Genomic DNA, 26,139 nt, shown 5'->3' on the forward strand with positions numbered 1-26,139 from the left:
CATGATGACCCATCAAGAAGTCCTGACCACCTACGAAACCATGCAGTCCCTGACGGGCCGGATGGTGACCGCCGCCGGCAACGCCGACTGGGACGCGCTCGAAGCGCTGGAGCAGCAAGTCAGCGCGCATGTGGCCGCGCTGAAGGCGAATGAAGCAAAAATCGTGCTGGAAAGCGCCGGCCGCCAGCGCAAGGTCGCCCTGATCAAGCAGATCCTGGAAGACGACCGCAAGATCCGCGACCTGACCATGCCGTGGATGGCGCAACTGTCCAAGCTGATCAGCAGCACGGGCACCGAGCGGCGCCTGGTCAACGCCTACGGCGTCTAAACGCCCACGGGGCAAGGTCAGCTATCATGTTGCCGAAGATGGATGCGATCGGCATGACACCCTTGACCCCGGTCAAGGTCACGCGTCCGGCCGATGCCGTGGCCGACCCGCGCCAGGCCGAGTTCCAGCGCTCGCTGCAGGGACTGATCGGCAAATCCATGCAGGGACAGGTGCTGGCCCGCATGGGCGACGGCAGCTTTCTCGTGCGCGTGGCCGGCACGCCGGCCCGCATGCAGCTGCCGGCCGGCGCCCAGGCGGGCACGGAAATCCCGCTGACCTTGATCGGCATCAATCCCCGCCCCTCTTTTCAAATCGGCAATAACCGCGACCAGCCCGCCGGCACCCTGCTGACGTATGCGGACGCGGAAGCCGAGCCCGAGGCAGCCGACCTGCGCGGCCCCCAGGCAGGCGCCGCCCAGGCCGGCACGCGCGCCAGCAGCACGGCCGCCACCCTGCTCAGCCGCGCACCCCTGACGCCGGCCAATCTGCTGCCCGCCCTGGCCGGCGACACGCCGGCGCCCGAACTGAGCACCACCGCGCGCGCCATCAGCAGCGTGCTCAGCCAGGCGGAAAGCGTGCCCGGCGCGCCCCTGGCGCTGGTCGGCAAGACGCCGCTGATGACCACGCCGGGCGCCAATCCCGCCCAGGTGGCGCAGAAACTGCAGGATGCCGTCGGCAGCAGCGGCCTGTTCTACGAATCGCACGTGGCCGAATGGGCCGAAGGCAAGCGGCCGCTGGCCTCGCTGCTGCTGGAGCCGCAAATGCAGAAGGCGGCACAGGGCGACATCCCAAGGACGGGCACCGACCTGGCATCGGCGCAACTGATCAATCTGCAGCTGCATACGCACGAACAGGCGCGCGTGCAGTGGCAAGGCGAAGCATGGCCCGGCCAGAAGATGCAGTGGGATATCAGCCGCGATGCGCCGGAGGGACAGCAGCACGAGGGCCGTGACGGAGACGAGGAAGCGACGGCCTGGCGCAGCAATGTGCGCTTCCAGTTCCCGCTGCTGGGCGACTTGGCGGCGCACGTGGTGTTGCAGGGCGGCAGCGTGGCCATACAGATGCAGGCCGGCAGCGAAGCCAGCGCCGACACCCTGCGCCAGCATGCGGCGCGCCTGGAAGCGTCGCTAGCCGCGGCCGGCTGGCCATTGTCATCGTTGACGATCGCCGGCAAGCCGCAGGCAGCGGCTGGAGAAGACGATGCTTGACGACACCAAGCGCAAGGTGCCGCAGACGGCCGTCGCCCTCGCCTACCAGAGCGGCACGCCGGCGCCCAAGGTGGTGGCCAAGGGCAGCGGCCTGATCGCGGACCAGATCATCAGCACGGCGCGCGAACACGGCGTCTTCGTGCATGAATCGAAGGAATTGGTGGCCTTGCTGATGGATGTCGACCTGGACCGCCAGATTCCGCCGGGCCTGTATCGGGCGATTGCGGAACTGCTGGCCTGGTTATATCATATTGAATCTGCGAATGGCGGGCCCATCCCGCCGCCCGACACCAGCGTCAACCTCACCGATACATAGACAGGCATCAATGCAAGCACATATTATGGATTCCGGCCTCGAAAACTGGCATGATTTTGAAGTGGAATCGCGGCGGGAAATCATCGCCTTGCTGCGTGGCATCAGCGAAAAGAACCAGCTGATCCGCATGCTGATCCACGGTGAATCCGATGTGTGCGTCACTTCCATCCTGGAAGTCGATGCCGAACGCAATACCGTCATCCTCGACCGTTCCGTGAACGCCGACCAGAACCGGCGCATGGTGGCCGCCACGGGCATCTCGTTTGAAACCTCGCTCGACAAGATCCGCATCCTGTTTGCCAGCGCCCTGGTGGAAGAGTGCAACTACGGCGGCACGCCCGCCTTGAAAATTGCCATTCCAGAAACATTGATCCGCTTGCAGCGGCGCGAGTATTACCGCATGACGACGCCCGTGAGCAATCCCGTGCGCGTGGCGATTCCCCTGCCCCCCTCGCTGGGCGGCGCCGACACGCTGTTCCCGCTGGCCGACATCAGCTGCGGCGGCATCGCCATCCTCGACAATAAACTGATGCTGGGCGAGACCATCGGCAGGGACTATCCCGGCTGCCGCATCGACTTGCCCGACGTCGGCATCGTCACCGCAACTTTGCAAATTCGCAATTCGCTGGACATGACCCTGCTGAACAACAAGCTGAACCGCCGCCTGGGCTGCCAGTTCGTCGACCTGCCGCGCAGCATGCTGGCGCACGTGCAGCGCTATATCACGCGGCTTGAACGAGAACGCAACGCCCGCATGGCGGGGTTAGGTTAACACCTTACAAACCTACTGCGCGTCGCCATTTGCGGCCTGCGATGCTCACTGTACTAGAGTACAGTTCCGCTTCTCGGCCACAACTGGCTTCCGCTCGCTACGGTTTGTAAGGCGTTCGTTACATACCAATACACTTGCCTATATCAAACTTGCATGTTCATGATCTCATGATACGCAGAAACTAATTTATTGCGCACCTGCACGGTCGCCTGGAATTCGATGCTCGACTTCTGCATCGACACCATCACGTCCGACAGGCTGACCTTTTCGTCGCCCATGGTAAAGCGCTGGCCCAGCGCCGACGAGGCCTTCTGCGCGCCGCTCACGGAATCGAGCGCGCTCTTGAAGGCGTCGGCAAAATTCACCTTCGCCGCCGGAGCCTCGGTCTGGATCGCCGGTATTTTCGCCTCCGGCCGCGTGGCCGCCGACTTCAGTTGCGCGATCATCGCCTCGATCCTGCTGCTATCGATACCGCCTGTTTTCACTTCGCCTCCCGATTCTGGTCTGCTGCATAACTGTTCCTTGCCTGTTGCACCCAGAGAACAAAACTCCAGCCTGCAAGGCAACGACGGGTACAATAACTTCCGTCACATGTTGCCAGGGTTCCACAATACCAGCGCCAACGCCAGCCGCTCGGCCGAGCAGGCGGCAAAAGCGCCTTCTATTTGGACGATTGAAGCGCGTGACAGTGGCGGATAATTCTGCATATCGCCCCTCCTCCAGTGGAAGCGGCCCCCACGCACTACCTAACATACGTAAATACACGCGCCCCGGAAGGCAATCATGGCTGTAGCCGAAGAAATCGATGTGAACCGCATACCGCCGGAACCGGCGCCTGCCCGCTCGCCCGTGGAATCCGTGCAAGCCTTCGCCAAGACGCCGATGGGCAAGAATTTCCTGCGCGGCCTGGGCGTGGCGGCGCTGATCGCCATCGGCGTGGCCCTGTACATGTGGAACCAGCCGCCCGAGTACAAGGTGCTGTTTTCCAACTACACGGACCGCGACGGCGGCGCCATCACCGCATCGCTGGACCAGCTGGGCATCAAGCACAAGTTTTCCGAAGGCGGCGGCGCCATTCTCGTGCCGTCCGAGCAAGTCCACGACGCGCGCCTGAAGCTGGCGGCGCAAGGCTTGCCGAAGGGCGGCAACGTGGGCTTCGAGCTGATGGAAAACCAGAAGCTCGGTGTCTCGCAATTCCTGGAACAGGTCAATTTCCAGCGCGCGCTCGAGGGCGAGCTGGCGAAATCGATCGAATCCGTGTCCGCCGTCGATACGGCCAGAGTCCACCTGGCCCTGCCCAAACCATCCGTCTTCGTGCGCGAACAGCAAAAACCGACGGCTTCGGTGCTGCTGAACCTGCATCCGGGCCGCGGCCTGGACCAGCTGCAGGTGAGCGCCATCGTGCACCTGGTGGCGTCCAGCGTGCCGGAATTGCTGCCGATCAATGTCACCGTGGTCGACCAGGCCGGCACCTTGCTGTCGAACCAGGAAAAGGATAAGGACCGCGCCAACGGCATCAAGAGCCTGGATCCGAACCAGCTGAAGTACGTGCAGCAATTGCAGCAAAGCGTGATCAAGCAGGTCGAATCGATCCTGCTGCCCATCGTCGGCGAAGGCAATGTGCGCGCCGAAGCGACGGCCGATGTTGATTTTTCGCAAAGCGAGCAGGCGGCCGAAACCTACAAGCCGAACTCGCCGCCGGAAGCGTCCACCATCCGCAGCCAGCAAACGAGCGAATCGACGGGCGCCGGCAATGCTAACCCGTCCGGCGTGCCGGGCGCGCTGTCGAACCAGCCGCCGGGCGTAGCCACGGCGCCATTGACGGCCGAGGCGCCGGGCGCCCCGGGCGGCGCACCGACGGCGCCGACGCAAAAGGAATCGACGACGAATTACGAAGTCGACAAGACCGTGCGCTACGAACAGAAATCCATGGGCGGCCTGCGCCGCCTGTCGGTGGCCGTCGTCGTCAACTACCGCCGCAGCTTCGACAAGGATGGCAAGGTCACGGTCAAGCCGATTTCCCCTGCCGAAATGGTCCAGATCAATAATCTGGTCAAGGAAGCGATGGGCTACAACAAGGAACGCGGCGACAGCTTCAGCGTGGCCAACTCGCCGTTCGACGGCATCGACCGCGCGCCGGAAGGCAAGCTGGAGTGGTGGCGCGACCCGGCCAACTTGCCGCTGGCCAAGGAACTGGCAAAATTCCTCATCACGGCCCTGATCCTGCTGTATATCTTCATCAAGATCGTGCGCCCGATGCTGCGCCCCGTGATGCGCAAGATCGACGATTTCGGCGCCCCGCCGCCCGTCATCGAGCCGGAACTGGCCAAGGACGGCGAAGAAAACGAGGTCCTGCTCAGCGAAGCGGAGCTGGAAGAACTGGAAGAAGACACGGCGCGCGGCTACCGCGAAAACCTGGCGATGGCCCGGAAACTGGCGCAGGAAGACCCGCGCGTGGTGGCCAACGTCATCAAAGCATGGATAGGCAATAATGACTGAGACAACGGGACTGCAAAAAGCATCGATCCTGATGCTGGCACTGGGCGAGAGCGAAGCGGCCGAGGTGATGAAATTCCTCGGCCCGCGCGAAGTGCTGAAACTGGGCGCCGCCATGGCCACCATGAAGGGCATCGCGCACGAACAGGTGGTCGAGGTGCTCGGCGACTTCCGCGCGCAGACGGAACTCAATTCCACCGTCGGCCTCGATTCGGACGAATACATCCGACAAGTCCTCACCAAGGCGCTGGGCGACGACAAGGCGTCCGTGCTGCTGTCGCGCATACTGGGCGGCAAGGATGCGTCCGGCATCGAATCGCTGAAGTGGATGGATTCGCAATCCGTGTCCGAGCTGATCCGCAACGAGCACCCGCAGATCATCGCCACCATCCTGGTCCACCTGGAACGCGACCAGGCCTGCGAAATCCTCGGCCATTTCACGGACCGCCTGCGCAACGACGTGGTGCTGCGCATCGCCACCCTGGACGGCGTGCAGCCGGCCGCCTTGCGCGAACTCAACGACGTGCTGACGAAACTGCTGTCGGGTAACGAAAACATCAAGAAATCGTCGCTGGGCGGCGTGCGCGCGGCGGCCGAGATCCTGAACTTCATGAGCGGCGAGCAGGAAGGCTCCGTCATGGACAATATCAAGAATTACGACAATGACATGGCGCAAAAGATCATGGACGAAATGTTCGTGTTCGACAACGTGATCGATATCGACGACCGCGGCATCCAGCTGCTGCTGCGCGAAGTGCAGTCGGAAATGCTGATCATCGCCCTGAAAGGCGCCTCGCAGGAGTTGCGCGACAAGATCTTCAAGAACATGTCGCAGCGCGCCGGCGAGATGATGCGCGAAGACCTCGAGTCGAAAGGCCCCGTGCGCCTGTCGGAAGTGGAATCGCAGCAGAAACAGATCCTGCAGATCGTGCGCCGCCTGGCGGACGAGGGGCAGATTGTCTTAGGCGGAAAAGGCGAGGATTCGTTTGTCTAATCTGATTCCCAAAGAGCAGCAAACCGCCTACCAGCGCTGGGAAATGACCTCGTTTGGCGACGAGCGTCCCAGCGTGGTGGCGGCGCGCAAGCTGCTCGAACCGGAACCCGAGCCCGAGTTCGACCCATTTGCCGAGCTGCAAGAGGAAGAGCCGGCCCCGCCGCTCGAATACCCGACGCAGGAAGAACTCGACGCCATCCGCGAAGAGGCGCGTGCCACGGCCTTCGAGGAAGGCCGCGCAGCCGGCTATGCGGAAGGCCACGCGGCCGGGCACGCCGACGGCCATGCGCAATCGTACGCGGAAGGCAAGGCGACGTCCGCCGTGGAGCTGGCGCACCTGCAGACCATCGCCGTCGACTTCGGCACGGCCGTGCAGCACGCCGACGAGCTGATCGCCAACGACGTCATGGAACTGGCCTTGCAGCTGGCCAAGGGCATGCTGAAGACGGCCTTGCCCGTGCGTCCCGAACTGATGCTGCCGATGGTGCGCGAAGCCATCGAATACTTGCCTGTGCTACAACAACCTGCCTTGCTGATGCTCAACCCGGAAGACGCGCAAGTCGTGCGCGACGGTATCGGCGATGAGCTCGACAAAGGTGGCTGGCGCGTCATCGAAGATCCGTCCGTGGAACGCGGCGGTTGCAAGATCGATACGGCCAGCAACCAGATCGACGCGCAGACGTCCACCCGCTGGCAGCGCCTGACGCATGCGCTGGGCAAAGACCTGGACTGGCTGGCGCCGTGAGCGAGCCCGTCAAAGGCCCCACGGCCCATGCGGCGCGCTGGCGCGCCTACCTGAGCGACTGTTCGGCCGTGGTCGGCTTTGTCGAGCCGATGCAGATTTCAGGCCGGGTCACGCGCGTGGCCGGCCTGGTGATGGAAGCCGTGGGCCTGCGCCTGGCCGTCGGCGCCGCCTGTACCGTGCCGCTGCCGAATGGCGGCCGGGTCGAGGCGGAAGTGGTGGGTTTTGAAGGCGACCGCCTGTTCCTGATGCCGCAAAGCGACGTCGAGGGCATCGTGCCCGGCACGCGCGTATTTTCCGTCGAACCGGCCATTCCCCGCCCCGGCAGCGTGGCGCACCCGCGCCGCCGCCCCAGCGACCGCGCGCGCCACCTGCCCGTCGGACCGCAGCTGCTGGGCCGCGTGCTCGACGGCGCGGGCCGTCCGCTGGACCAGCTCGGTCCGCTGCACACGACCGACAGCGCCCCCATCAACGTGCGCCCCGCCAATCCCCTGGGCCGCGCGCCCATCGTCGACACGCTCGACGTGGGCGTGCGCTCGATCAATGCCATGCTGACCGTGGGCCGTGGCCAGCGCATGGGCCTGTTCGCCGGTTCCGGCGTGGGCAAGAGCGTGCTGCTGGGCATGATGGCCCGCTACACGGAGGCTGACGTCATCGTCGTCGGCCTGATTGGCGAACGGGGCCGCGAAGTCAAGGAATTCATCGAGCAAATCCTCGGCCCCGAAGGTCTGGCCCGTTCCGTCGTCGTGGCCGCGCCGGCCGACACGCCGCCGCTGATGCGCCTGCAAGGGGCCGCGTATGCGACGGCGATTGCCGAACATTTCCGCGACCAGGGGCAAAACGTGCTGTTGATCATGGATTCGCTGACACGCTACGCCATGGCGCAGCGCGAAATCGCCCTGGCCATCGGCGAACCGCCCGCCACCAAGGGCTATCCGCCGTCCGTCTTCGCCAAGCTGCCCGTGCTGGTGGAACGGGCCGGCAATGGCGAGGAAGGCGGCGGCTCGATCACCGCGTTCTACACCGTGCTGACCGAAGGCGACGACCAGCAGGACCCGATCGCCGACTCGGCGCGCGCCATCCTGGACGGGCATATCGTGCTGAACCGGCGCCTGGCCGAGGCGGGCCACTACCCCGCCATCGACATCGAGCAATCGATTTCGCGCGCCGCCCACTCGATCACCACGCATGAACACCAGCAGCAGGCGCGCAAGCTGAAACAGCTGTATTCGCGCTACGAACGCAGCCGCGACCTGATCAGCGTGGGCGCCTACAGCGCCGGCACCGACCCCGTGCTGGACCAGGCCATCGCGCTGCATGAAAAGATCGAAGCGTTTTTACAGCAGCAAATCACGGAACGGGTCAGCATGGACGAGAGCTTGGGGCAACTTACCGCTCTATTCGACTGATTAGGACTTGCATAGCGGGAATATAATCAGCCATGGCTTCTCCTTCCCAACTTGCAACCCTGATCGACCTCGCCCAGCGCGAAACGGACGATTGCGCCAAGCGCCTGGGCGCGGCCCTGAAAGCGCTCGACGATTGCCGCCAGAAGCTCGACATGCTGTCCGGCTACCGCGACGACTATGCCAAGCGTTTCGAGACGAGCATGAGCAGCGGCATCACGCCCATGGCTTACCGCAACTTCCAGGCCTTCATGGTCAAGCTCGACAGCGCCATCCTGGGCCAGCAGCAAGTGGTCGAACATGCGCAAGCGCGCAGCGAGAATGAAAAGATGCGCTGGCAGCAGGCCGAACGCAAGCGCATGTCGTACACCACCCTGAACAACCGGGCGCAGGAACAGGCGCTGAAGCTGGAAAACAAGCGCGACCAGAAAGCAATGGATGAGCACGCGGCGCGACAAGCCTATTACAAACGCTAAGCAACACTGAGGCAGCATCATGCAAACCCAGCCAACACCGATTTCCCAGATCGTCTCGCCGAACGCCACGCCGGGCGCCGCCAACCGCAGCCAGCCGTCCACCAGCGGCACGGCGGGCGACTTCCAACGCACCCTGAACCGCCAGATCGAGCAGCGCCAGGCCAGCCGCAATACGGCGCAAGTCCAAGCGCCGGCGGCCCGTCCCGCCAGCCCTCCCGCCGCCGCGCCGTCCACCGCGGCCCAGGCGCCGGCGAACGAAGCGAAGCCGGCGCAAGCGGACACCGAACCGGCCGCCAACGGCGGCCAGCCGGCAGCGCCAGTTGCCGAGGCAGCCGCACAAGCGACCGGCGACAACGCGCCGGCCGAGGCCAGCGTCCCCGCCGAGGCAGCACCGCCAGCCGATCCGGCCGCCGACATGCTGGCCCTCGTGGGCAGCATCCAGCTGGCCATCCAGCCGCCAGCGGCCAAGGCCGTGCCGGAACTGCCCGCGCGCGCCAGCGGCAAGGCCGACGGCAAGGGCCCGGCAAGCGGCCCCTTGCTGGCAGCCGGCCAGGGCAGCGGCAAGGCCATCGCCGCCGCGCCAGCGGACGACGGCGACTTTGCCGGCAGCCTGGGCCAGGCCCAAGGCAAGACAACAGCCACGCCAGGCGCCAGCGTCCCAAGCGGCAAGACCGAGCCGGGCAAGCTGGCCATCGACGCGCAACTGGCCGCCAGCGCCAAGGCGGGCGCCGCCGTGGCCGAACCGGTCATCAAGGAAACGCCTGCCGACCTGAGCCGCCTGGCGGCCCAGTTGCAGCCGGGTGCGCTGCAGCAGGCCGCGGCCGCCGTGGCCGTGCCGGCCGACAAGCTGACGGGCCGGGTCGGCTCGCCGGCCTGGGACCAGCAGCTGGGGCAGAAAGTCGTGTGGATGGCGGCCGGCGGCGACCAGAGCGCCACCCTGACCCTGAATCCGCCCGATCTGGGACCCGTGCAAGTGGTCTTGACGGTCACTAATGACCAGGCCGACGCGGCCTTCATGTCGGCCCAGCCGGAAGTACGCCAGGCGCTGGAAGCGGCCATGCCGCGCCTGCGCGAAATGATGAGCGAAGCGGGCATCGCCTTCGGCAGCGCCACCGTCTCGGCGGGCACGCCGGAACAGCAAAACAATGGAGAACGCGCCGCCCCGGGCGAACGCCGTGGCAATGGCCAGGGCGGCGGCGTTTCCGGTGGCGAGATCGCCATCGCGCCGGCGACCGGTACGCGCGGCCGGCCCAGCCTGAGTGCCGTGGATACTTTTGCCTGAGGACAATTCGTCGTCCGCAGGCCACAGGCGCGCCCCACGGCATAACTTTTCGTATAAAAACAGCGAGTTGAGGGCGCTTCCGCCCTCTTTTCACTGCATCCTTCTGCGCAGAATTTGCCGATAATGACATAATGGCGTCGTGATCCACTTCCATGCACCCGAGTACCATTGAAAGCAAATCCAAAAATGAAAGCAGATCCGAAAGCAGATGCAGGCCTGGCCCCCGCCGGCGCCTCGAAAAAGAAGCTTCTGATCATCGTGCTGGCCTCGGTGCTGGTGGCCGGCGGCCTTGGCGGCGGTGCCGCCTGGTACTTCCTGCATGGCAAGGCCGATAAGGAAGAAGCGGCGCCCAACAAGAAAAAACATGCCGCTTCCAAGGCAGGTCCGCCCGTTTTCGTGCCCGTCGATGCCTTCACCGTCAACTTGCAGCCGGAAAATGGCGAGCAATATCTGCAGATCGCGTTTACCCTGCAGGTGGCCAGTCCGGAAGAAATGGATACGATCAAGCTGAACATGCCGAAGGTGCGCAGCCGCTTGCTGTTGCTGCTGTCCGGCAAGAAGGCTTCCGAACTCAATACCGTGGAAGGCAAGCAGCAGCTGGCGGCCGAAATCATCAATCAGGTGAACCAGCCGTTCGAGGACAAAGGGCCGGAGCAGGACGTGACGGACGTATTATTTACCGCATTCATCATTCAATAAGCAGCCATGGCCGATAATTTCCTCTCCCAGGAAGAAGTCGATGCCCTTCTGAAGGGCGTCAACGGAGACCAGGACGACGCGCAGGCGCCGGAAGATGTCACGGGAGTTCGTACCTACAACCTGGCAACCCAGGAGCGCATCGTGCGCGGCCGGATGCCAACGTTGGAAATTATCAACGAGCGTTTCGCCCGGCTGCTGCGCGTGGGCCTGTTCAACTTCCTGCGCCGCAGCGCCGAAGTGTCGGTCGGTTCCGTGCGCGTCTCGAAATACAGCGAGTTCATCCGTAACCTGGTGGTGCCGACCAACCTGAACCTGGTACACATGAAGCCGCTGCGCGGCACGGCCCTGATGGTCTTCGATCCAGGCCTCGTGTTCCTGCTGGTCGACAATCTGTTCGGCGGCGACGGACGCTTTCATACGCGCGTCGAAGGGCGCGACTTTACGCAGACGGAGCAGCGCATCATCCTGCGCATCCTCGACATCGTCTTCGAGGCGTACACCAAGTCGTGGGAGCCGGTCTTCCCCGTCGAGTTCGAATATATCCGTTCAGAAATGAACACGCAGTTCGCCAACATCGCCACGCCGAACGAGGTCGTAGTCGCCTCCACGTTTACGGTGGAACTGGGCTCCGTTTCCGGACAAATCCACTTCTGCATGCCGTATTCGATGATCGAGCCGATCCGCGATTCGCTGACCTCGAGCCTGCAGGGCGAGGCGCTGGAAGTGGACAAGCGCTGGATCCGCCTGATGACGCAGCAGATCCAGATCGCCGAAGTGGAGCTGGTCGCCTCGCTGGGCACGGCGCGGGTGTCGTTCGACGAAATCCTGAACATGAAGGTGGGCGACATCATCCCCCTGAATATCCCTGAACTGATCGCCGCCACCGTCGACGGCGTGCCCGTGATGGATTGCACGTATGGCGTGTTGAACGGACAATATGCGCTCAAAGTCGAAAAGTTGCTGGCTAACGCCGACAATATGAATAACCATTAAGAAATACCCGGGCCGCGCTGCGGCCCGCATCTGTACAACAGGAGAAACACATGTCTGACAACCAAGACGACCAAAGCGCGGAAGACGATTGGGGCGCGGCCATTGCCGAGCAGGCCAAGGCGGAAGCCGAAGCGCTGCAGAATCAGGCCGCCAATACGGCCAGCGCGGCCAGCGCCGCCGTGTTCAAGGACTTTTCCAAGCAGGCATCGAAGTCGGAAACGCACAACGATATCGATTTCATCCTCGACATCCCGGTGCAGCTGACTGTCGAACTGGGCCGCACCAAGATCGCCATCAAGAACCTGCTGCAACTGGCGCAGGGTTCCGTGGTCGAGCTCGACGGCCTGGCCGGCGAACCGATGGACGTGCTGGTGAACGGCTGCCTGATCGCCCAGGGCGAAGTGGTGGTGGTCAATGACAAGTTCGGCATCCGCCTGACCGACATCATCACGCCTTCCGAACGCATCCGAAAATTGAATAAATGAAGCCTGGCCTGTTGATTTCCACCCTGCTGCCGCTGCTGGCGGCATGCAGCATTGCCCACGCGGAACCGGCAGCCGCATCGGCACCGGCGGCCAGCGCCGCCAGCGCTTCCGTCGCGGCAGCAAGCGAGACACCGCCTGTTGCCGCAGCAACGGTGCCGGCCACTTCGCCTGCCGCCGCCCTGCCCGCCATGCCCCCCGGCGCGCCCATGACGATGGCGCCGACAAGCTCGGCCGGCAGCCTGCTGCAAACCATCTTCGCGCTGGTGTTCGTGCTGGCCCTCTTGATCGGCCTGGCCTGGTTCATGAAACGCTATGGCCCCAAGGTCATGGGCGGCAACAGCAAGATGCGCGTCGTCAGCTCGCTCAACCTGGGCGGACGCGAACGCATCGTCCTCGTCGAAGTGGCCGACCAGTGGATCGTCGTCGGCGCCTCGCCCGGCAGGATCAACGCGCTGGCCACCATGCCACGCCAGGAAGGCGAATTGCCGCAACTGGCGACGGCGCAAAACGGCCCCGCGGCCGCCAATTTTTCCGAGTGGCTGAAACAGACCATCGAAAAACGCAATGGGAAATAAGCAGCAGATGGCGTGGTCCACCTTGAAGACTCCCCTGACCTGGCTGCTGGCGGCCGCCGCCCTGGCATTGCCGCTGTGGGCGCTGGCCGAACCGGGCATTCCTGCGTTCAACAGCACGCCGGCGCCGGGCGGCGGCCAGAATTACTCGCTGCCGGTGCAGACGCTCATCCTGATGACGTCGCTCACCTTCCTGCCGGCGGCCTTGCTGATGATGACCTGCTTTACGCGCATCATCATCGTGCTGTCCCTGCTGCGCCAGGCCATCGGCACGCAATCGGCGCCGCCGAACCAGGTACTGGTGGGGCTGGCCCTGTTCCTGACCCTGTTCGTCATGGGGCCCGTGTTCGACAAGATCTATACGGATGCGTATCAACCGTATCAGGAAAACAAGATCACCATGCAGCAGGCGATGGACAAGGGCGTCGATCCCCTGAAAACCTTCATGCTCAAGCAGACGCGCCAGGCCGACCTGGCCCTGTTCGCCAAGATGTCGCGCTCGGCCGCCCTGCAAGGTCCGGAAGACGTGCCGCTGCGCATCCTCGTACCCGCCTTCGTCACCAGCGAACTGAAGACGGCGTTCCAGATCGGCTTTGCCATCTTCATCCCGTTCTTGATCATCGACATGGTGGTCGCCAGCGTGCTGATGTCGATGGGCATGATGATGATGTCGCCCGCGACGATCTCGCTGCCGTTCAAGCTGATGCTGTTCGTGCTGGTCGATGGCTGGCAGTTGCTGCTGGGCTCGCTGTCCCAGAGTTTTTACTAGGGGAATTACGATGACACCCGAAAGCGTCATGACCCTGGGCCGCCATGCGATGGAAATCACGCTGATGGTGGCCGCGCCCATGCTGCTGGTCGCCCTCATCATCGGCTTGATCGTGAGTATTTTCCAGGCGGCCACGCAGATCAACGAGGCGACCCTGTCCTTCATTCCCAAGCTGGTCGGCATCTTCGTCGCAATCGTCGTGGCCGGTCCATGGATGCTCTCCGTCATGCTCGACTACATGCGCCAGGTATTCACCGGCATCCCGAACCTGGTCGGCTAGGCATGGTGCCGCGGCATACGCCATGCTGACCCTGTCGAGCATCGAACTGAACACGTGGATCGCAGCACTGCTGTGGCCGCTTAGTCGCATCCTCGGCCTGATCGCGGCCGCGCCCCTGTTCGGCAACGCGGCCTTGCCCGCCAGCGTGAAGGTGACCCTGGGCGCGCTGCTGGCCATGATCATCGCCCCCACCGTACCGGCCTTGCCTGCCGTCAATCCGATGTCCCTGCCCGGTCTGCTGATCCTCACGCAAGAGATGCTGGTCGGGCTGGCCATGGGCTTTTCCATCCGCATCGTGTTTTCCGCCATTGAAATGGCCGGTGAACTCAGCAGTCTGACCATGGGCCTGGGCTTCGCCTCGTTCTTCGACCCGCAAACCAAGGGCAGGTCGTCCGCCATCAGCCAGTTCCTCGTCATGCTGGCCACGTTGATGTTTTTGACTGTCAACGGCCACCTGGTCTTGCTGGCGGCGCTGGCGGAAAGCTTCGTCAGCCTGCCGATTTCATCGAGTCCCATCAGCGGCGGCGGTTTCCAGCAATTGGCGGCCTGGGGCGGGGAAATCTTCCGTTCCGGCCTGCAGATTTCGCTGCCCATCATCGCCGCCCTGCTGCTGACCAACGTGGCCCTGGGCATCTTGACGCGGGCCGCGCCGCAGCTGAACATCTTCGGTATCGGCTTTCCCGTCACCCTGGGCGTGGGCTTGCTGGTGATCGGCATGGTCCTGCCCTATCTGGCCACGCCGTTCCAGAACATGTTCCTGCGCGGCATAGAAACGGCGCGGCTGCTGCCGCGCGGCTTTGCCACGCGCGACCGGCCGCCCCCGCCCGCGCCGCCGAATCCCCTGCGTCCCGCGCCACCGGCGCCGCTGCCGCCTGCGCGCTGATCAGGGCTGCCAGCCCAGCGCATGGCGCAACAACAGCGCCGACAGTACGAACATGGTGACGCCGATCAAGCCATCGAGCACTTGCCAGGCCCGGGGCCGCGCAAACCACGGCGCCAGCCAGCGCGCGCCATAGCCCAGCGATGCAAACCACAGCAGGCTGGCCGCGCTGGCGCCGGCGATGAAGCAGCCGCGCAGCGCGCCCGGCTGCTGGGCGCCGATGCTTCCCACCAGCAATACCGTATCCAGATAGACATGCGGATTGAGCAAGGTAAATGCGGCCGCCTGGGCCAGGATGGCGCCCAGGCCCAGTCCGCCCCCGCCTTCGGCCGCGCGCAGCTGCTGCGGCCGGCGGGCGCGCCGCAGGGCTTGCCAACCGTAGACGGCCAGAAAAACGGCACCGCCCAGCGCCAGCGCGCTGGCCAGCAAGGGGCGCTGCCCCAGCGCATGGGCCATGCCCAGCACGCCGGCGGCAATCAGCGCCGCGTCGGCCAGGGCGCAAAACAGCACGATGGCACCCACATGTTCGCGGCGCAAGCCTTGCCGCAAGACAAAGGCATTTTGCGAGCCGATGGCAACGATGAGTCCCAGGCCCAGGGTCAAGCCCTGGAGAAAGACGGAAAAGACGGGTGGGGTGGCGGCGGTCAAGAGTGTCATGCACGCATCTTGCCTGCCGCACGCAATGAAGGCAAACTACCTTTTCTGTTGCCAATTAAGGAAAACTTCATCCATGCTCGACTATGCATCGCTCAGCGCCCTGGCCGCAGTGATCCGTGAAGGCAGTTTCGAGCGCGCGGCGCGCGCCTTGCACGTGACGCCATCGGCCATTTCGCAGCGCGTCCGCCTGCTGGAAGAGCGCGTCGGCTGCGCGCTGGTGATACGCGACCAGCCCTGCCGCGCCACGGACACGGGCCGGCGCCTGTGCCAGCACGTGGACCAGGTGCAACTGCTCGAACAGGATTTGCAGGGCGCCTTGCCGGCGCTGGCGCAGACAGCACTGGGCGTGTCGCGCGCCAGCGTGCCCGTCGCCGTGAATGCCGACAGCCTGGCCACCTGGCTGGCGCCCGCCATCGCCGCCTTCGCGGCCGCCCAACCGGTGCTGCTGCAAGTGGCCGTCGACGACCAGGACCATACGGCCGACTGGCTGCGCAGCGGCGCCGTGCTGGCCGCCGTCAGCGCCACGGCCCGGCCCGCATCGGGCTGCAACAGCCGCCCGCTGGGCGCCATGCGCTACCTGGCCGCCGCCAGCCCCGCCTTCCTGCAACGGTACTTTGCCCATGGCGTGGGCGCCGCCAGCCTGGCCTTGGCGCCCAGCCTCGTGTTCAATGCCAAGGACGAGCTGCAAGCGCGCTGGGTGCGGCGCCTGTGCCACCGGCACGTGGAGCTGCCGCGCCATGCCCTGCCCTCGCCGCATGCCTTCGTCACGGCCGGCCTGGCCGGCATGGGCTGGGGCTTGCACCCGCAGGCGCTGATCCAGCCGCATCTCGACAATGGCAGCCTGGTCGAACTGCTGCCGGACACCCCGCTCGACGTCGCGCTGCACTGGCATACGGCACGCGCCGCGTCGAGCCTGCTCGACGGCTTGAGCGGCGCCATCCTGGCCGCCGCCCGCACGGGCCTGCTGCCGCCCTGAGTGACCGCTTCAGGGCTGGTCGCTGCTGAATGCAAAGCGCCAGCGCCGCAGGTCGACATTCAAACGCAACTGGTGATGCCTGACCAGGTAGCGCACGCCGACGAGGGCGGCCGCCAGGCCCGACAGGGCACCGATGCCCAGCGCCCAGCGCGGGCCGAAGGTGTCGGCGACCCAGCCCACGACGGGCGCCCCCAGCGGCGTGCCGCCCGCCGAGATGGCCAGGACTATCGCCATCACGCGGCCCCGCATGGCGGGCGCCGTCGACAGTTGCACGCTGCTGTTGACGCTGGTGGTAAAGGTTTGCGCGGCGATGCCGATGACCACCAGCATCATGCCGAACAGCCAGTAATTGGGCATCACGGCGGCCAGCGCGCAAGCCAGGCCGAACAGCGCCGCCGCCCCCAGCAGCAAGGCCAGCGTCGGCTGGCCGCGGCCCGCCGCCAGCAGGGCGCCGGCCACGGAGCCGCACGCCATCACGGAGCTGAGCACGCCGTACTGGCTGGCGCCCGCATGGAAGGCCGTCACCGACATGGTCGACAGGAAAATCGGGAAATTCAAGCCGAAGGTGCCGATCAGGAACAGCATCAGCAGGATGGCCATCAAGTCGGGCCGCTGGCGCACGTAGCGGAAACCTTCGCCCAGGCTGGCGCGCGTGGCTTTCAGGCGCGGCGCTCGGCGCAGCAATTCCACGCGCAGCAGCAACAGCGAACCGATCACGGCCGCAAACGAGACGGCATTGATGATGAAGACCCAGCCGCTGCCGACGCTGCTGATCAGCAAGCCAGCGACGGCCGGGCCCAGCATGCGCGCCGCATTGAACGAGGTGGAATTGAGCGCCACGGCATTCGTCAAGTCTTCCTCGCCGACGATCTCGGCCACGAAAGTCTGGCGCACGGGCGCATCGAAGGCCGTCACGCAGCCCAGCAGGAAAGCAAACACATACACGTGCCACAGTTGTACCAGGCCGCTGATGCACAGCATGCCCAGTCCCAGCGCCAGCAAGCCCATGGCCGCCTGCGTGCACAGCAGCAATTTCCTGCGGTCGAGCAAGTCGGCCGCCATGCCCGTCAGGGGCAGCAACAGCAGCTGCGGGCCGAATTGCAAGGCCATGACGATGCCGACGGCGCTGGCATTGTGCTGCGTCAGTTCGCTCAGCACCAGCCAATCCTGCGCCGTGCGCTGCATCCACGTGCCGATATTCGACACGAGGGCGCCGCCGGCCCAGATACGGTAATTGGGAATGCGTAGCGAACGGAATGTGTTGTTCATCTGGGCGTGCGGGCTCCTTGCCGGGGTCGTGGTGAAAAATTCAGCGGATCACTCCGCCAAGCGTTTGAGTAGGGCCACCGCTTTGTCCAGCTCGGTGACTTCGGCCGGCGTGAGCCGGGTTTCGATGGTCCGCGCCAGCCAGTCTTCGCGCGCGGCGCGGCTGGCCGCGATCCAGGCGCGGCAGCTGTCCGTCAGGGTCAAGATCGTCTGCCGGCCATCGCGCGGATCGGGCGAGCCCGTCACCAGCTGCGCCTCGGTCAGCGCCAGCACCGTGGCGGCCATCGACTGGGGCCGCATGCCTTCGGCGCGCGCCAGACTGCTGGCCGTGGCCGGGCCGTCGCGCTCAAGACGGCTGAGCACGGATGCCTGCGACATGCTGACGTCGCCCAGATGCGCTTCCTCGCGCAGGCGGCGGCGTAGTTTGCCGATGAGAATGCGCAATTCGCCGGCCAACTGCAGCACCTGCTCGTGATCTTCGTGATCTTCGTGGTCTTCTTGTGGGGTGCTCATGGGGAACGCTGGTGGATCAACAGACTCAAGTATAACAGATACACAGGTAGACTGCACAGTTTGCCTGCATATCTTGTCCAAGTAGCCAGAATGCGGACGCAAAAAAGCCGGGGCGCGAGGTATGCATCCTCGCCGCCCCGGCTTGCCGGTCATCCTGCGGCTGGCCGCTTAGCTGATGTAGTTGAACAGCGACAGGCCCGAGATCGACGTGAAGGACTTCTGCGCCGCCTGCAGGGTGATCTGCTGCTGGCTGAACAGCGAAATCGCCTTCACCATGTCCAGGTCCTGCAAGCCCGACAGGGTGCTCGCATATTGCAGGTCGAGGTCGTCGCCGGCGCTGTCGAGCGTGTCGATCTCCTTCAGGCGCGAACCGACTTCCGCGCGCACGGACAGCACGTTGTCGTAGGCCGTGTCGAGCAGATCGTGCGCCGCGTTCAGGCTGGCCGTCAGGCGCGCCTGCCCCGCGTCGCCCGAGGCCGGCTGGCCCAGTGCGCCGATCAGGTTGGTAATCGTGGTAAAGATCGATTCCTTGCCGCTGGGCTCCAGGGTGAACTTGTCCAGGTCGGCCGGCTTGCCCGCGACATTGACTTGCTGGCCGTCAAAGTTGATGGCGTCGCCCGATTTATAGGCCACCGGCACGGCGGGATTCGGGATGGTCTGGCCCAGGGTCACGTCCGTCACGGTATAGGTCGTCTTGGCATCCGTACCCGTGCCCGTCACCTGGAAATCGATCGAGTACTTGTGCCCCGTCAACTTGGTGGGATCGGTGACAGTGCCGCCGGAAATGATGCCGGCGCCGCCGCGCGCAAAGTTGCCCGGGTCGGCTGCCGTGGTGAACTTGCCGTTGCCCGTCAAGATGTTCTCGAACACGGCCGCGCCCGAGTCGCTGGTGGCCAGGTAGCGGGCCGAGCCCACTTGCAGCTCGCGCTGGCCCTGGTCGCCCACGTAGGTGGCGCCGCCCGGCGTCTGGCTGAACGGCTGCGTCGTCGACTTGTAGCCGCCGAACAGGTAGCCGCCCGCGTTGTCGGACGTGTTGGCGATGCCCATCAGGTCGGTCAAGCGCCCCTTCAGCTCCGTGGCCAGGCTCTGGCGGTCGATATCCTTCAAGGCCGGATTACCGGCCTTCAGCACCAGCTCCTGCACGTCGGCGATCAGCGAGGTGGTGCTGGCCAGCGCCAGCTCTTCCTGCGACAGGAAATTCTTGGCGTTCGAGCGGTTCGTCACGAATTGCGTATTGATCGATTGCGACTGCGTCACTTCCAGCGCGCGCGCCGAGGCGATCGGATCGTCGGCCGGCGTCAGGTTGCGGCGGTTCGCCGACAGCTGCATCTGGGTGCGGTTCAACGCGCCCTGCAGATTGTTCAGCTGCGTGCTGCCCGCGTCATAGATCATTTTGGTACTGATGCGCATGATGCTGCCCTTCCTGATGGCGGCGGACGCCAGGCGCCGCCGCTTGAATAATTAACGTCCGAGGCCGATGACCACGTCGAACAGGGTGCTGGCGATCTGCATGACCTTGCCGCAAGCCTGGTAGGCTTGCTGGTAGCGCAGCAGGTTGGCGGCCTCTTCATCGAGGTTGACGCCGGAAACGGCCTGCTGCTGCGTGCTGGTCTGCTGCAGCAAGGCCAGACTGGCCAGGCCGCTGACCTGCACTTCGCGCGTCTTGTTGCCCACATAGCTGACGGTTTCCGCGTACGAACCCTGGAACGTCGCCTTGCCGCCATCGAGAATGTTTTTCGTTTGCAAGCCCGCCAGCAAGCTGGCATTGCGGTTGTCGCCCACGCCGCCCGAGTTCGGCGCGATGGTGAATTTATCGCCCTGCGCCGGCGCGCCCGTCATGTTGACGTTGATGCCGCCAAAGCTGAAGCTGTCGCCTTCCGTGTACGGAATGTTCGCCGTGCCGGCCGGATACGTGGTGGTGGCGCCGTTCAAGCCTTTCACCGTCACGGCCTGGCCCGCGGGAAATCCCGACAGCGAGGTGGTCGCCTTGTCGTACGTCAAGGTGACGGTACCCGTCAAGGCATTGCCCGGCGTTAAATAGGCTTTGTCCACGCTACCTGCGCCGAGCTTGCCGCTGCCCGTGTTGCTGACGGGTGCGCCTGTGGCGATCGGCGCGCCGGCGGCCAGCTTGTTGCGGTCGGTAATCGCCACGGCCAGGTCGGACGCGCCGTGGGCCGTCGGCCTGACCATGAAGTTGTCGCCCTCGGCAGCCGTGCCCGAGATCGAGAAATCCACGCCGTCGATGGTTTGCGGCACGGTTTGCGGATACGGGTTGATGGTCGTTTTGGCGCCGTCGCTCTGGCGCGTCACCACATAGTTTGTGCCGTCGTACTTCACGGCATAATCGCTGGCCGTCAGCTTGGTCGGATCGCTGACCTTGGCCGACAGCGCGGTCGTGCTGGTCGCGTTGTTGCGGTAGTCGGCGCCAATGACGGGATCGGGCAACTTGAAGAAGTCGGTCCCCATGTCGCCATTCAAGTCCTGGCCCAGCTTGTGCTGTTCATTGAAGGTGAACGCGAGCGCGATGGCCACCTTGCCCAGCGAATTCTGGATGCGGTCCAGGCTGCCGCTGCGGAACTCCAGCAAGCCGCCCAGCGCGCCGCCGCTGAGGGAACTTTCCGACAGCTTGGTGACGCTCGTACCCGTCACATAGCCCACGTCCAGCCGGTTCGGGTCCGTCGGCGACGGCGTGACGGCCAGTTCAAAGTTCTTGTTGCCCACCACCAGCGGCTGGCCCGAGCCGATCGAGACGGTAATCGAGTTGCCGGCACCAGGCTGAACCGTTGCCTTGACGTATTTGTTCAGCTCCGTGATCAGCTGGTCGCGCTGGTCCAGCAAATCGTTGGGCTGATTGCTTTCATTCACGGTCAGGTTGGTAATCGCCGTATTCAGTTCCGCGATCTGCTTGGCGTAGGAATTGATCACCTTCACGTTCGAGGTGATCTGCGAATTGACGCCGTCGCCGATTTCCGTCAGGCGCGCGCTGAGGCCCTGGAAGCGCGCCGTCAGCGAGTTTGCGCTCGACAGCAATGCCTGGCGCGACGACACGGACGAGGCATTCGAGCTGAAATCCTGCACGCCCTTGAAGAAATCGGCCATCGCCGGCGACAGCCCGGCCGTGGGATCGGCCAGCATATTGTCGATCTGGCTGATCTGCGTGTAGTACGCGTCGAGCGAGCTGGTGGCCGATTGCGCGCCATTCACCTGGGCCGCCATGAAGCCGTCGTACTGGCGCTTGACTTGCGATACCTCGGTACCATTGCCAACAAAACCATAACCGGCATTGTTGAACTGCGCCGTCTGCTGCAGCACCACCTGGCGGTTGTAACCGTCCACGTTGGCATTGGTGATGTTATGCCCGGTCGTCGACAGGCCCACCTGCGCTGCAAGCAAACCGCTCTTACCAATGCTGAGGAGATTCGAAGTCATGGTGTCTTATTGGTTACTGTCATGAGTATTAACGGCATCCGCGGACAAAACTTGAAGCACCCGCGCTGCCTCAGGGTCAGGCGGGGATTAGCCGACCAGCGAATGCTTGATGATTTTTGTCAGTTTGGCAGCGTAATTCGGGTCCGTCGCATAGCCGGCCTTTTGCAAGCCCTGGGCAAAGGTGCTGGCGTCGCCCGCGCTGGCCAGGACTTTTTCATAGCGTTTATTGTTGGTAATCAACTGCGCATAATCCTTGAAACTGTCCGCGTAGCTGTCGTAGGCGCGGAATTTTTCCACCTTGCGTTGCGCCTTGCCATTCACATATTCCGTGGTGACGGCTTCCGTGACCTTGCCCTTCCAGTCGGCCGACGCCTTGATGCCGAACAGGTTGTGGCTGCTGCTGCCGTCGCGGCTGATGATTTCGCGCTTGCCCCAGCCCGTTTCCAGCGCCGCCTGGCCCAGCATGAACTTGGCCGGGATGCCGGTGGCGCGGCTCGCCTCTTCCGCATGCACGCCCAGCTTTTCCTGGAAGGCGCGCACGTGCGGCGCCTGCGTGGCGTTGGCCTTGTCGCTCAGAGTCTTGCCGGTGCCGGCGGCGCTGCCGGCGCCGTCCGTGAGGGCGCCCTGCTGCTGGCGGAACGCGGCCAGCGCCTGCGCCATGCTCGACGAGCGGGGCGACGGCGCTTCGGCGCCATCGGCGGCCAGCGCCTGGTTCGACGATGACAACTGGCGGATCAGCACGTCCGCCAGGCCCGTGCCCCGCTTGGCCAGGTTCTGGCTCGTCTGCTGGTCCAGCATCGAGGTGTACATCTTGCTTTGCTGGCTATCCATGATGCCGTCCTGCGGCGTGGCTTCCCGCATGCTTTTCATCATCATGTTGATGAACATGGCTTCGAATTGCGTGGCCGCCTCTTTCAGGGCGGCGGGATCCTTCGCCTTGGCGGACTGGCGCAAGCCATCCATGCCCTTGACGTCATAGGCGGCGGTTTTGCTGAGGTCGGTTTGGCTGATCATGGCGTGTCCATCAAATGATTTCGAGTTCGGCGCGCAGCGAGCCTGCCGCCTTCATCGCCTGCAGGATGGCCAGCAAGTCCTGCGGCGAGGCGCCGATGGCGTTGAGGGCCTTGACCACGTCGGACAGCGAGGCGCCGCCCTTGACCAGCATGACCTTGCCCGGTTCCTTCTTGATATCGATCTGCGCCGTCTGCGTGACCACCGTGCGCCCGCCCGACAGGGGCGCCGGCTGGCTCACCTGCGGCTCGACATTGATGGTGACGGACAGGTTGCCGTGCGAAATGGCGCACGTTTCCAGGGTCACGGACTGGTTCATGACGACGGAACCGGTGCGCGCATTCATGATGACCTTGGCCGCCAGACGGGCCGGGTTGACTTCGATGCTTTCCAGCTGGCCCAGGAAGGACACGCGCTGGTCGCTGCCGCCCGGCGACTGCACCTGGATCACGCGCCCGTCCAGCGCGGCCGCCGTGCCGGCGCCGTAGCGGCTGTTGATGGCGTCGACCACGCGGCTGGCGGTGGCGAAATCGGTGGCGTTCAATTCCAGGCGGATCGTGTTGTTGGCGCCCAGCGCCGAAGGCACGCTGCGCTCGACGGTGGCGCCGCCCGAGATGCGGCCCACGCTCAGGTGATTGATGACGACGGAGCTGCCGGCCGCCTGCGCGCCCACGCCGCCCACCAGCACGTTGCCCTGCGCCATGCCGTACACCTGGCCATCGGCGCCCTTCAGCGGCGTCATCAATAAAGTGCCGCCGCGCAAGCTTTTCGCATTGCCCATCGACGACACCGTCACGTCGAGCAGCTGGCCCGGCTGGGCAAACGCGGGCAAGGCCGTCGTCACCATCACGGCGGCCACGTTTTTCAGCTGCAAACTGGTGCCTTGCGGCAAGTTGATGCCCTGCTGCTGCAGCATCGCCGCCACGCTCTGGATGGTAAATGGCGTTTGCGTGGTCTGGTCGCCGCTGCCGTCGAGGCCGACGACGAGGCCATAGCCCATCAGCTGATTCTGGCGCACGCCGGCGATGCTGGCCAGGTCCTTGATGCGCTCGGCCTGCGCCACGGGCGCCAGCAGAGAAATGGCCAGGCCGAAAACAGCTGCAAAGCGGGGGAAAGTAAAGGTGGCCATGATCAGAACGGCAGCAGGCTGAGGAAGAAGCGCGAGGCCATCGAGGCCATTTCGGCGCGGTCGATCTGGCTGTTGGTGCGGTACTCGACGCGCGCGTCGGCCACCTGGGTCGACGGCACGACGTTGCCCGTGCCGATGGTGTCCGGATTGACCATGCCCGAGAAGCGGATGAATTCCGTGCCCTTGTTCATGGCGATCTGTTTCTCGCCCGCAACGATCAGGTTGCCGTTCGGCAGCACTTCAATCACCGTCACGCCGATTACGCCGGAAAAGGTGTTGCTGGCGGACTGGTTGTCGCCATCGGCAAACTTGGTCGCGCCACTCGCCGAGACGGTGCCGCCCAGGCGGCCCTGCAGCATGCCCGGCGTGCTGAAGCCCACGCTGCCGGACTTGTTGCCGGAACTGGCGCCTGCCTTGACGGCATTCGTGCGCTCGGTGATGGCGATCGTCATGGTGTCGCCCACGTGGCGCGCGCGGCGGTCTTCGAAGGCGGGACGGTAGGTCGACGGCTGGTAGATGGAACCGTTGTTGACGACCACCGGTTCCGGCATCGGCGCGCGCGTGGTGGTGGGATATTGCACGATGGACGTAGGCGTGATGGCGCAGCCGGACAGCAGGACTGCGGACAACAGGGCGATGATGGGGTATTGCATGGCGAACCTCCGCTGCCATCCGGCGGCGGATGGCATGACGACTATGAAAATTAAAGTTGCGACAATTTCTGCAGCATTTGATCGGATGTGGTGATGGCCTTGCTGTTGATCTCGTAGGCGCGCTGCGTCTGGATCATGTTGACCATTTCCTCGGCCACGTTGACGTTCGACGTCTCGATATAGCCCTGCATCAGCACGCCGGCGCCGTTCGTGCCCGGGGTGTTGGTCTGCGCCACGCCGGAGGCGCCCGTTTCCATGTACAGGTTTTCGCCCTTCGACTCCAGGCCGGCCGGATTGACGAAGGTGGTCAGCTGCAGCGAGCCGATCTGCGATGGCGCGACCGTGTCGGGCAAGGTGACGGACACGGTGCCGTCGCGCGCCACGGTCAGGCTCAGCGCATTCGTCGGCACGGTGATGGCGGGCTGGATGACGAAACCTTCGGACGTCACCAGCTGGCCGTTGGAATCGGTCTGGAAGGAGCCGTCGCGCGTGTAGGCGGTGGCGCCGTCCGGCATCAGCACCTGGAAGAAACCCGTGCCGTTGACCATCACGTCGCGCGAATTGCCCGATGCCTGGGGATTGCCCTGCGTATGGATGCGTTCGGTGGCCACGGTGCGCACGCCCGTGCCGATCTGCAAGCCCGATGGCAGCTGGGTTTGCTGCGACGATTGCGCGCCCGGCTGGCGCACATTTTGATACAGCAAGTCTTCAAACACGGCGCGCGACTTCTTGAAGCCCGTGGTGCTGACGTTGGCCAGGTTATTGGCGATCACGTCCATCTGCGTCTGCTGCGCTTCCAGGCCGGTCTTGGCAATCCAAAGGGAACGAATCATGATTTTTCTCCAATAACAGCGCTAACCAGCCCTGTAGACTATTTCTATGTGACCATTATGCGGGCGCCCCCATCAATTCAAAGCGAGGATCTGGGTGGCTTTCGCCGCGTTATTCTCGGCATTCTTCAGCAAGCTCATTTGCGTTTCGAACTGGCGCGCCAGGGCGATCATGCTGACCATGGAGTCGACGGGGCTGACATTGCTGCCCTCGAGCGCACCGGTGGTCAGCTTGACGGCCTGGTCGGCCTGCGCCACCGTGCCATCCTTCAGGCGGAACAGGCCGTCGTCGCCGCGCACCAGCTGCTGCTCGGGCGGGTTGACCAGCTTGATGCGTCCCAGCACCGTCGATGGGCCTGGAGGCACGTCGGTGGAAATGGTGCCCACCGTGCCGTCGCTGGCGATGGCCACCGTCACGCCCGGCGGAATCGCCATGGGGCCCGTGTCGCCCTGCACCATCAGGCCCGACTGCGTCTGCAGCATGCCGTTTTCATTGAGCTTCAGGGCGCCGTTGCGCGTGTAGGCTTCGGAGCCGTCGGCCGACTGCACCGCGATCCAGCCCGCGTTTTCCACGGCCACGTCGAGCGCGCGGCCCGTGTGCTGCATCGGGCCTTGCGTGAAATCGGAACCGACCGTCGAATCGACGACGAAGGCGCGCGTCGGCATCATGCCGTCGGCCACCACGGGCACGGCGCGGAACGAATCGAGCTGGGCACGGAAACCCGTGCTGGTGGCGTTCGCCAGATTGTTCGCCGTGGTCGCCTGCTTGTCCAGGATATGCTTGGCGCCCGAGCCGGCGGTGTAGATGAGACGGTCCATGTGTTTCTCCTGCCTGTATCGCAACTGATGGGGTTACTGCAAAAATATTGCAACATCACGGGTGCCTCGGAAAGCGTAGCGAGCGGTTCAATACCGGGTTGAGTAGCGCAGCTGTACGGAGGTACAGCGAGCAACGCCGGCCCGGCAGTGAGACGCGC

At 64.5% G+C, this 26,139-nt stretch carries 29 protein-coding genes; 18 read left to right on the plus strand and 11 right to left on the minus strand.

Annotation, left to right across the window (positions count from 1 at the left end; genetic code table 11):
• The first annotated feature begins 1 nt into the window (after position 1).
• From AC07VH_RS23130 to AC07VH_RS23145, 4 genes are read left to right on the plus strand one after another with little or no spacing between them, the layout of a single operon-like run.
• Entirely contained in the window at positions 2 to 328 is a 327-nt protein-coding gene (locus tag AC07VH_RS23130; protein ID WP_475416606.1) for a flagellar protein FliT, read from the plus strand.
• 26 nt (positions 329 to 354) lie between these two features.
• Complete coding sequence (gene fliK, locus AC07VH_RS23135; protein WP_494787699.1) at positions 355 to 1,536, plus strand: flagellar hook-length control protein FliK; 1,182 nt, start codon at positions 355 to 357, stop codon at positions 1,534 to 1,536.
• On the plus strand, positions 1,529 to 1,852 hold the full coding sequence (locus AC07VH_RS23140) for an EscU/YscU/HrcU family type III secretion system export apparatus switch protein (protein WP_494787700.1): 324 nt from the start codon (positions 1,529 to 1,531) through the stop codon (positions 1,850 to 1,852). Before fliK ends, AC07VH_RS23140 begins: the two co-directional genes overlap by 8 nt.
• Before the next feature lie 25 nt (positions 1,853 to 1,877).
• Complete coding sequence (locus AC07VH_RS23145) at positions 1,878 to 2,624, plus strand: flagellar brake protein (protein WP_475416608.1); 747 nt, start codon at positions 1,878 to 1,880, stop codon at positions 2,622 to 2,624.
• Between the two features lie 143 nt (positions 2,625 to 2,767).
• On the opposite strand, the gene fliE is transcribed toward AC07VH_RS23145, so the two are convergent.
• Positions 2,768 to 3,070 (minus strand): flagellar hook-basal body complex protein FliE, encoded by a 303-nt coding sequence (gene fliE / locus AC07VH_RS23150; RefSeq protein WP_474295863.1) that lies wholly within the window; start codon positions 3,068 to 3,070, stop codon positions 2,768 to 2,770.
• Between the two features lie 337 nt (positions 3,071 to 3,407).
• Here fliE and fliF point away from each other — a divergent pair, with 337 nt between their 5' ends.
• The 13 genes from fliF to fliR all read left to right on the plus strand — a co-directional run bounded on the left by fliF (position 3,408) and on the right by fliR (position 14,701).
• The gene (gene fliF / locus AC07VH_RS23155; protein WP_058049019.1) at positions 3,408 to 5,123 is read left to right on the plus strand and encodes a flagellar basal-body MS-ring/collar protein FliF; all 1,716 of its coding nucleotides are present in this window, start codon (positions 3,408 to 3,410) and stop codon (positions 5,121 to 5,123) included.
• On the plus strand, positions 5,116 to 6,114 hold the full coding sequence (fliG, locus tag AC07VH_RS23160) for a flagellar motor switch protein FliG (RefSeq protein ID WP_034754023.1): 999 nt from the start codon (positions 5,116 to 5,118) through the stop codon (positions 6,112 to 6,114). The genes fliF and fliG overlap by 8 nt, the downstream gene beginning before the upstream one ends.
• A 43-nt stretch (positions 6,115 to 6,157) precedes the next feature.
• Positions 6,158 to 6,859, plus strand: a complete 702-nt coding sequence (locus AC07VH_RS23165) for a flagellar assembly protein FliH (RefSeq protein WP_494787906.1) — start codon at positions 6,158 to 6,160, stop codon at positions 6,857 to 6,859.
• Positions 6,860 to 6,948: 89 nt separating this feature from the next.
• Positions 6,949 to 8,265 carry a flagellar protein export ATPase FliI gene (gene fliI / locus AC07VH_RS23170; RefSeq protein WP_227742184.1) on the plus strand — a complete coding sequence of 439 codons (1,317 nt, stop codon included), beginning with the start codon at positions 6,949 to 6,951 and terminating at the stop codon, positions 8,263 to 8,265.
• 32 nt (positions 8,266 to 8,297) lie between these two features.
• Positions 8,298 to 8,738, plus strand: coding sequence for a flagellar export protein FliJ (gene fliJ / locus AC07VH_RS23175; protein ID WP_494787701.1), 441 nt, complete (start codon positions 8,298 to 8,300; stop codon positions 8,736 to 8,738).
• A gap of 19 nt (positions 8,739 to 8,757) precedes the next feature.
• Positions 8,758 to 10,020 carry a flagellar hook-length control protein FliK gene (locus AC07VH_RS23180; protein ID WP_494787702.1) on the plus strand — a complete coding sequence of 421 codons (1,263 nt, stop codon included), beginning with the start codon at positions 8,758 to 8,760 and terminating at the stop codon, positions 10,018 to 10,020.
• A 186-nt stretch (positions 10,021 to 10,206) separates the two neighbouring features.
• Entirely contained in the window at positions 10,207 to 10,719 is a 513-nt protein-coding gene (gene fliL / locus AC07VH_RS23185) for a flagellar basal body-associated protein FliL (protein WP_475416610.1), read from the plus strand.
• A 6-nt stretch (positions 10,720 to 10,725) separates the two neighbouring features.
• Complete coding sequence (fliM, locus tag AC07VH_RS23190) at positions 10,726 to 11,712, plus strand: flagellar motor switch protein FliM (RefSeq protein WP_034754035.1); 987 nt, start codon at positions 10,726 to 10,728, stop codon at positions 11,710 to 11,712.
• Positions 11,713 to 11,762: 50 nt separating this feature from the next.
• Positions 11,763 to 12,197, plus strand: a complete 435-nt coding sequence (gene fliN, locus AC07VH_RS23195; RefSeq protein ID WP_034754038.1) for a flagellar motor switch protein FliN — start codon at positions 11,763 to 11,765, stop codon at positions 12,195 to 12,197.
• On the plus strand, positions 12,194 to 12,772 hold the full coding sequence (fliO, locus tag AC07VH_RS23200; RefSeq protein WP_489630059.1) for a flagellar biosynthetic protein FliO: 579 nt from the start codon (positions 12,194 to 12,196) through the stop codon (positions 12,770 to 12,772). Before fliN ends, fliO begins: the two co-directional genes overlap by 4 nt.
• Entirely contained in the window at positions 12,762 to 13,538 is a 777-nt protein-coding gene (fliP, locus tag AC07VH_RS23205; protein WP_086140146.1) for a flagellar type III secretion system pore protein FliP, read from the plus strand. Before fliO ends, fliP begins: the two co-directional genes overlap by 11 nt.
• Before the next feature lie 10 nt (positions 13,539 to 13,548).
• Positions 13,549 to 13,818: a flagellar biosynthesis protein FliQ gene (fliQ, locus tag AC07VH_RS23210; RefSeq protein ID WP_034754044.1), complete on the plus strand. Its 270-nt coding sequence runs from the start codon at positions 13,549 to 13,551 to the stop codon at positions 13,816 to 13,818.
• A gap of 22 nt (positions 13,819 to 13,840) precedes the next feature.
• Positions 13,841 to 14,701 carry a flagellar biosynthetic protein FliR gene (gene fliR, locus AC07VH_RS23215; protein ID WP_475416612.1) on the plus strand — a complete coding sequence of 287 codons (861 nt, stop codon included), beginning with the start codon at positions 13,841 to 13,843 and terminating at the stop codon, positions 14,699 to 14,701.
• Here the strand turns inward: fliR and AC07VH_RS23220 are convergent, their stop codons facing one another.
• A complete protein-coding gene (locus AC07VH_RS23220) occupies positions 14,702 to 15,355 on the minus strand; it encodes a LysE/ArgO family amino acid transporter (RefSeq protein ID WP_494787703.1) in 654 nt (217 codons plus the stop codon).
• Between the two features lie 73 nt (positions 15,356 to 15,428).
• On the opposite strand from AC07VH_RS23220, the gene AC07VH_RS23225 reads away from it, so the two are divergent.
• On the plus strand, positions 15,429 to 16,331 hold the full coding sequence (locus AC07VH_RS23225; protein WP_494787704.1) for a LysR family transcriptional regulator ArgP: 903 nt from the start codon (positions 15,429 to 15,431) through the stop codon (positions 16,329 to 16,331).
• A 9-nt stretch (positions 16,332 to 16,340) separates the two neighbouring features.
• Here AC07VH_RS23225 and AC07VH_RS23230 read toward each other — a convergent pair whose 3' ends face one another.
• From AC07VH_RS23230 to AC07VH_RS23270, 9 genes are all read right to left on the minus strand, one after another.
• Positions 16,341 to 17,600: an MFS transporter gene (locus AC07VH_RS23230; RefSeq protein WP_494787705.1), complete on the minus strand. Its 1,260-nt coding sequence runs from the start codon at positions 17,598 to 17,600 to the stop codon at positions 16,341 to 16,343.
• A gap of 48 nt (positions 17,601 to 17,648) precedes the next feature.
• Positions 17,649 to 18,110 (minus strand): MarR family winged helix-turn-helix transcriptional regulator, encoded by a 462-nt coding sequence (locus AC07VH_RS23235; protein ID WP_494787706.1) that lies wholly within the window; start codon positions 18,108 to 18,110, stop codon positions 17,649 to 17,651.
• Positions 18,111 to 18,278: 168 nt separating this feature from the next.
• On the minus strand, positions 18,279 to 19,520 hold the full coding sequence (gene flgL, locus AC07VH_RS23240) for a flagellar hook-associated protein FlgL (RefSeq protein ID WP_494787707.1): 1,242 nt from the start codon (positions 19,518 to 19,520) through the stop codon (positions 18,279 to 18,281).
• Positions 19,521 to 19,571: 51 nt separating this feature from the next.
• Positions 19,572 to 21,539, minus strand: coding sequence for a flagellar hook-associated protein FlgK (gene flgK, locus AC07VH_RS23245; RefSeq protein ID WP_494787708.1), 1,968 nt, complete (start codon positions 21,537 to 21,539; stop codon positions 19,572 to 19,574).
• A gap of 87 nt (positions 21,540 to 21,626) precedes the next feature.
• Positions 21,627 to 22,553, minus strand: coding sequence for a flagellar assembly peptidoglycan hydrolase FlgJ (gene flgJ / locus AC07VH_RS23250; protein WP_494787709.1), 927 nt, complete (start codon positions 22,551 to 22,553; stop codon positions 21,627 to 21,629).
• A 10-nt stretch (positions 22,554 to 22,563) separates the two neighbouring features.
• Complete coding sequence (locus tag AC07VH_RS23255) at positions 22,564 to 23,679, minus strand: flagellar basal body P-ring protein FlgI (RefSeq protein WP_475416620.1); 1,116 nt, start codon at positions 23,677 to 23,679, stop codon at positions 22,564 to 22,566.
• A gap of 2 nt (positions 23,680 to 23,681) precedes the next feature.
• Positions 23,682 to 24,332 carry a flagellar basal body L-ring protein FlgH gene (locus AC07VH_RS23260; protein ID WP_494787710.1) on the minus strand — a complete coding sequence of 217 codons (651 nt, stop codon included), beginning with the start codon at positions 24,330 to 24,332 and terminating at the stop codon, positions 23,682 to 23,684.
• 50 nt (positions 24,333 to 24,382) lie between these two features.
• Positions 24,383 to 25,165 carry a flagellar basal-body rod protein FlgG gene (gene flgG, locus AC07VH_RS23265; protein WP_071322383.1) on the minus strand — a complete coding sequence of 261 codons (783 nt, stop codon included), beginning with the start codon at positions 25,163 to 25,165 and terminating at the stop codon, positions 24,383 to 24,385.
• Between the two features lie 72 nt (positions 25,166 to 25,237).
• Positions 25,238 to 25,981: a flagellar basal body rod protein FlgF gene (locus AC07VH_RS23270; protein ID WP_046685936.1), complete on the minus strand. Its 744-nt coding sequence runs from the start codon at positions 25,979 to 25,981 to the stop codon at positions 25,238 to 25,240.
• Positions 25,982 to 26,139: the final 158 nt, after the last annotated feature.

The organism is Janthinobacterium sp. GW821-FHT03C10 (assembly GCF_059420865.1).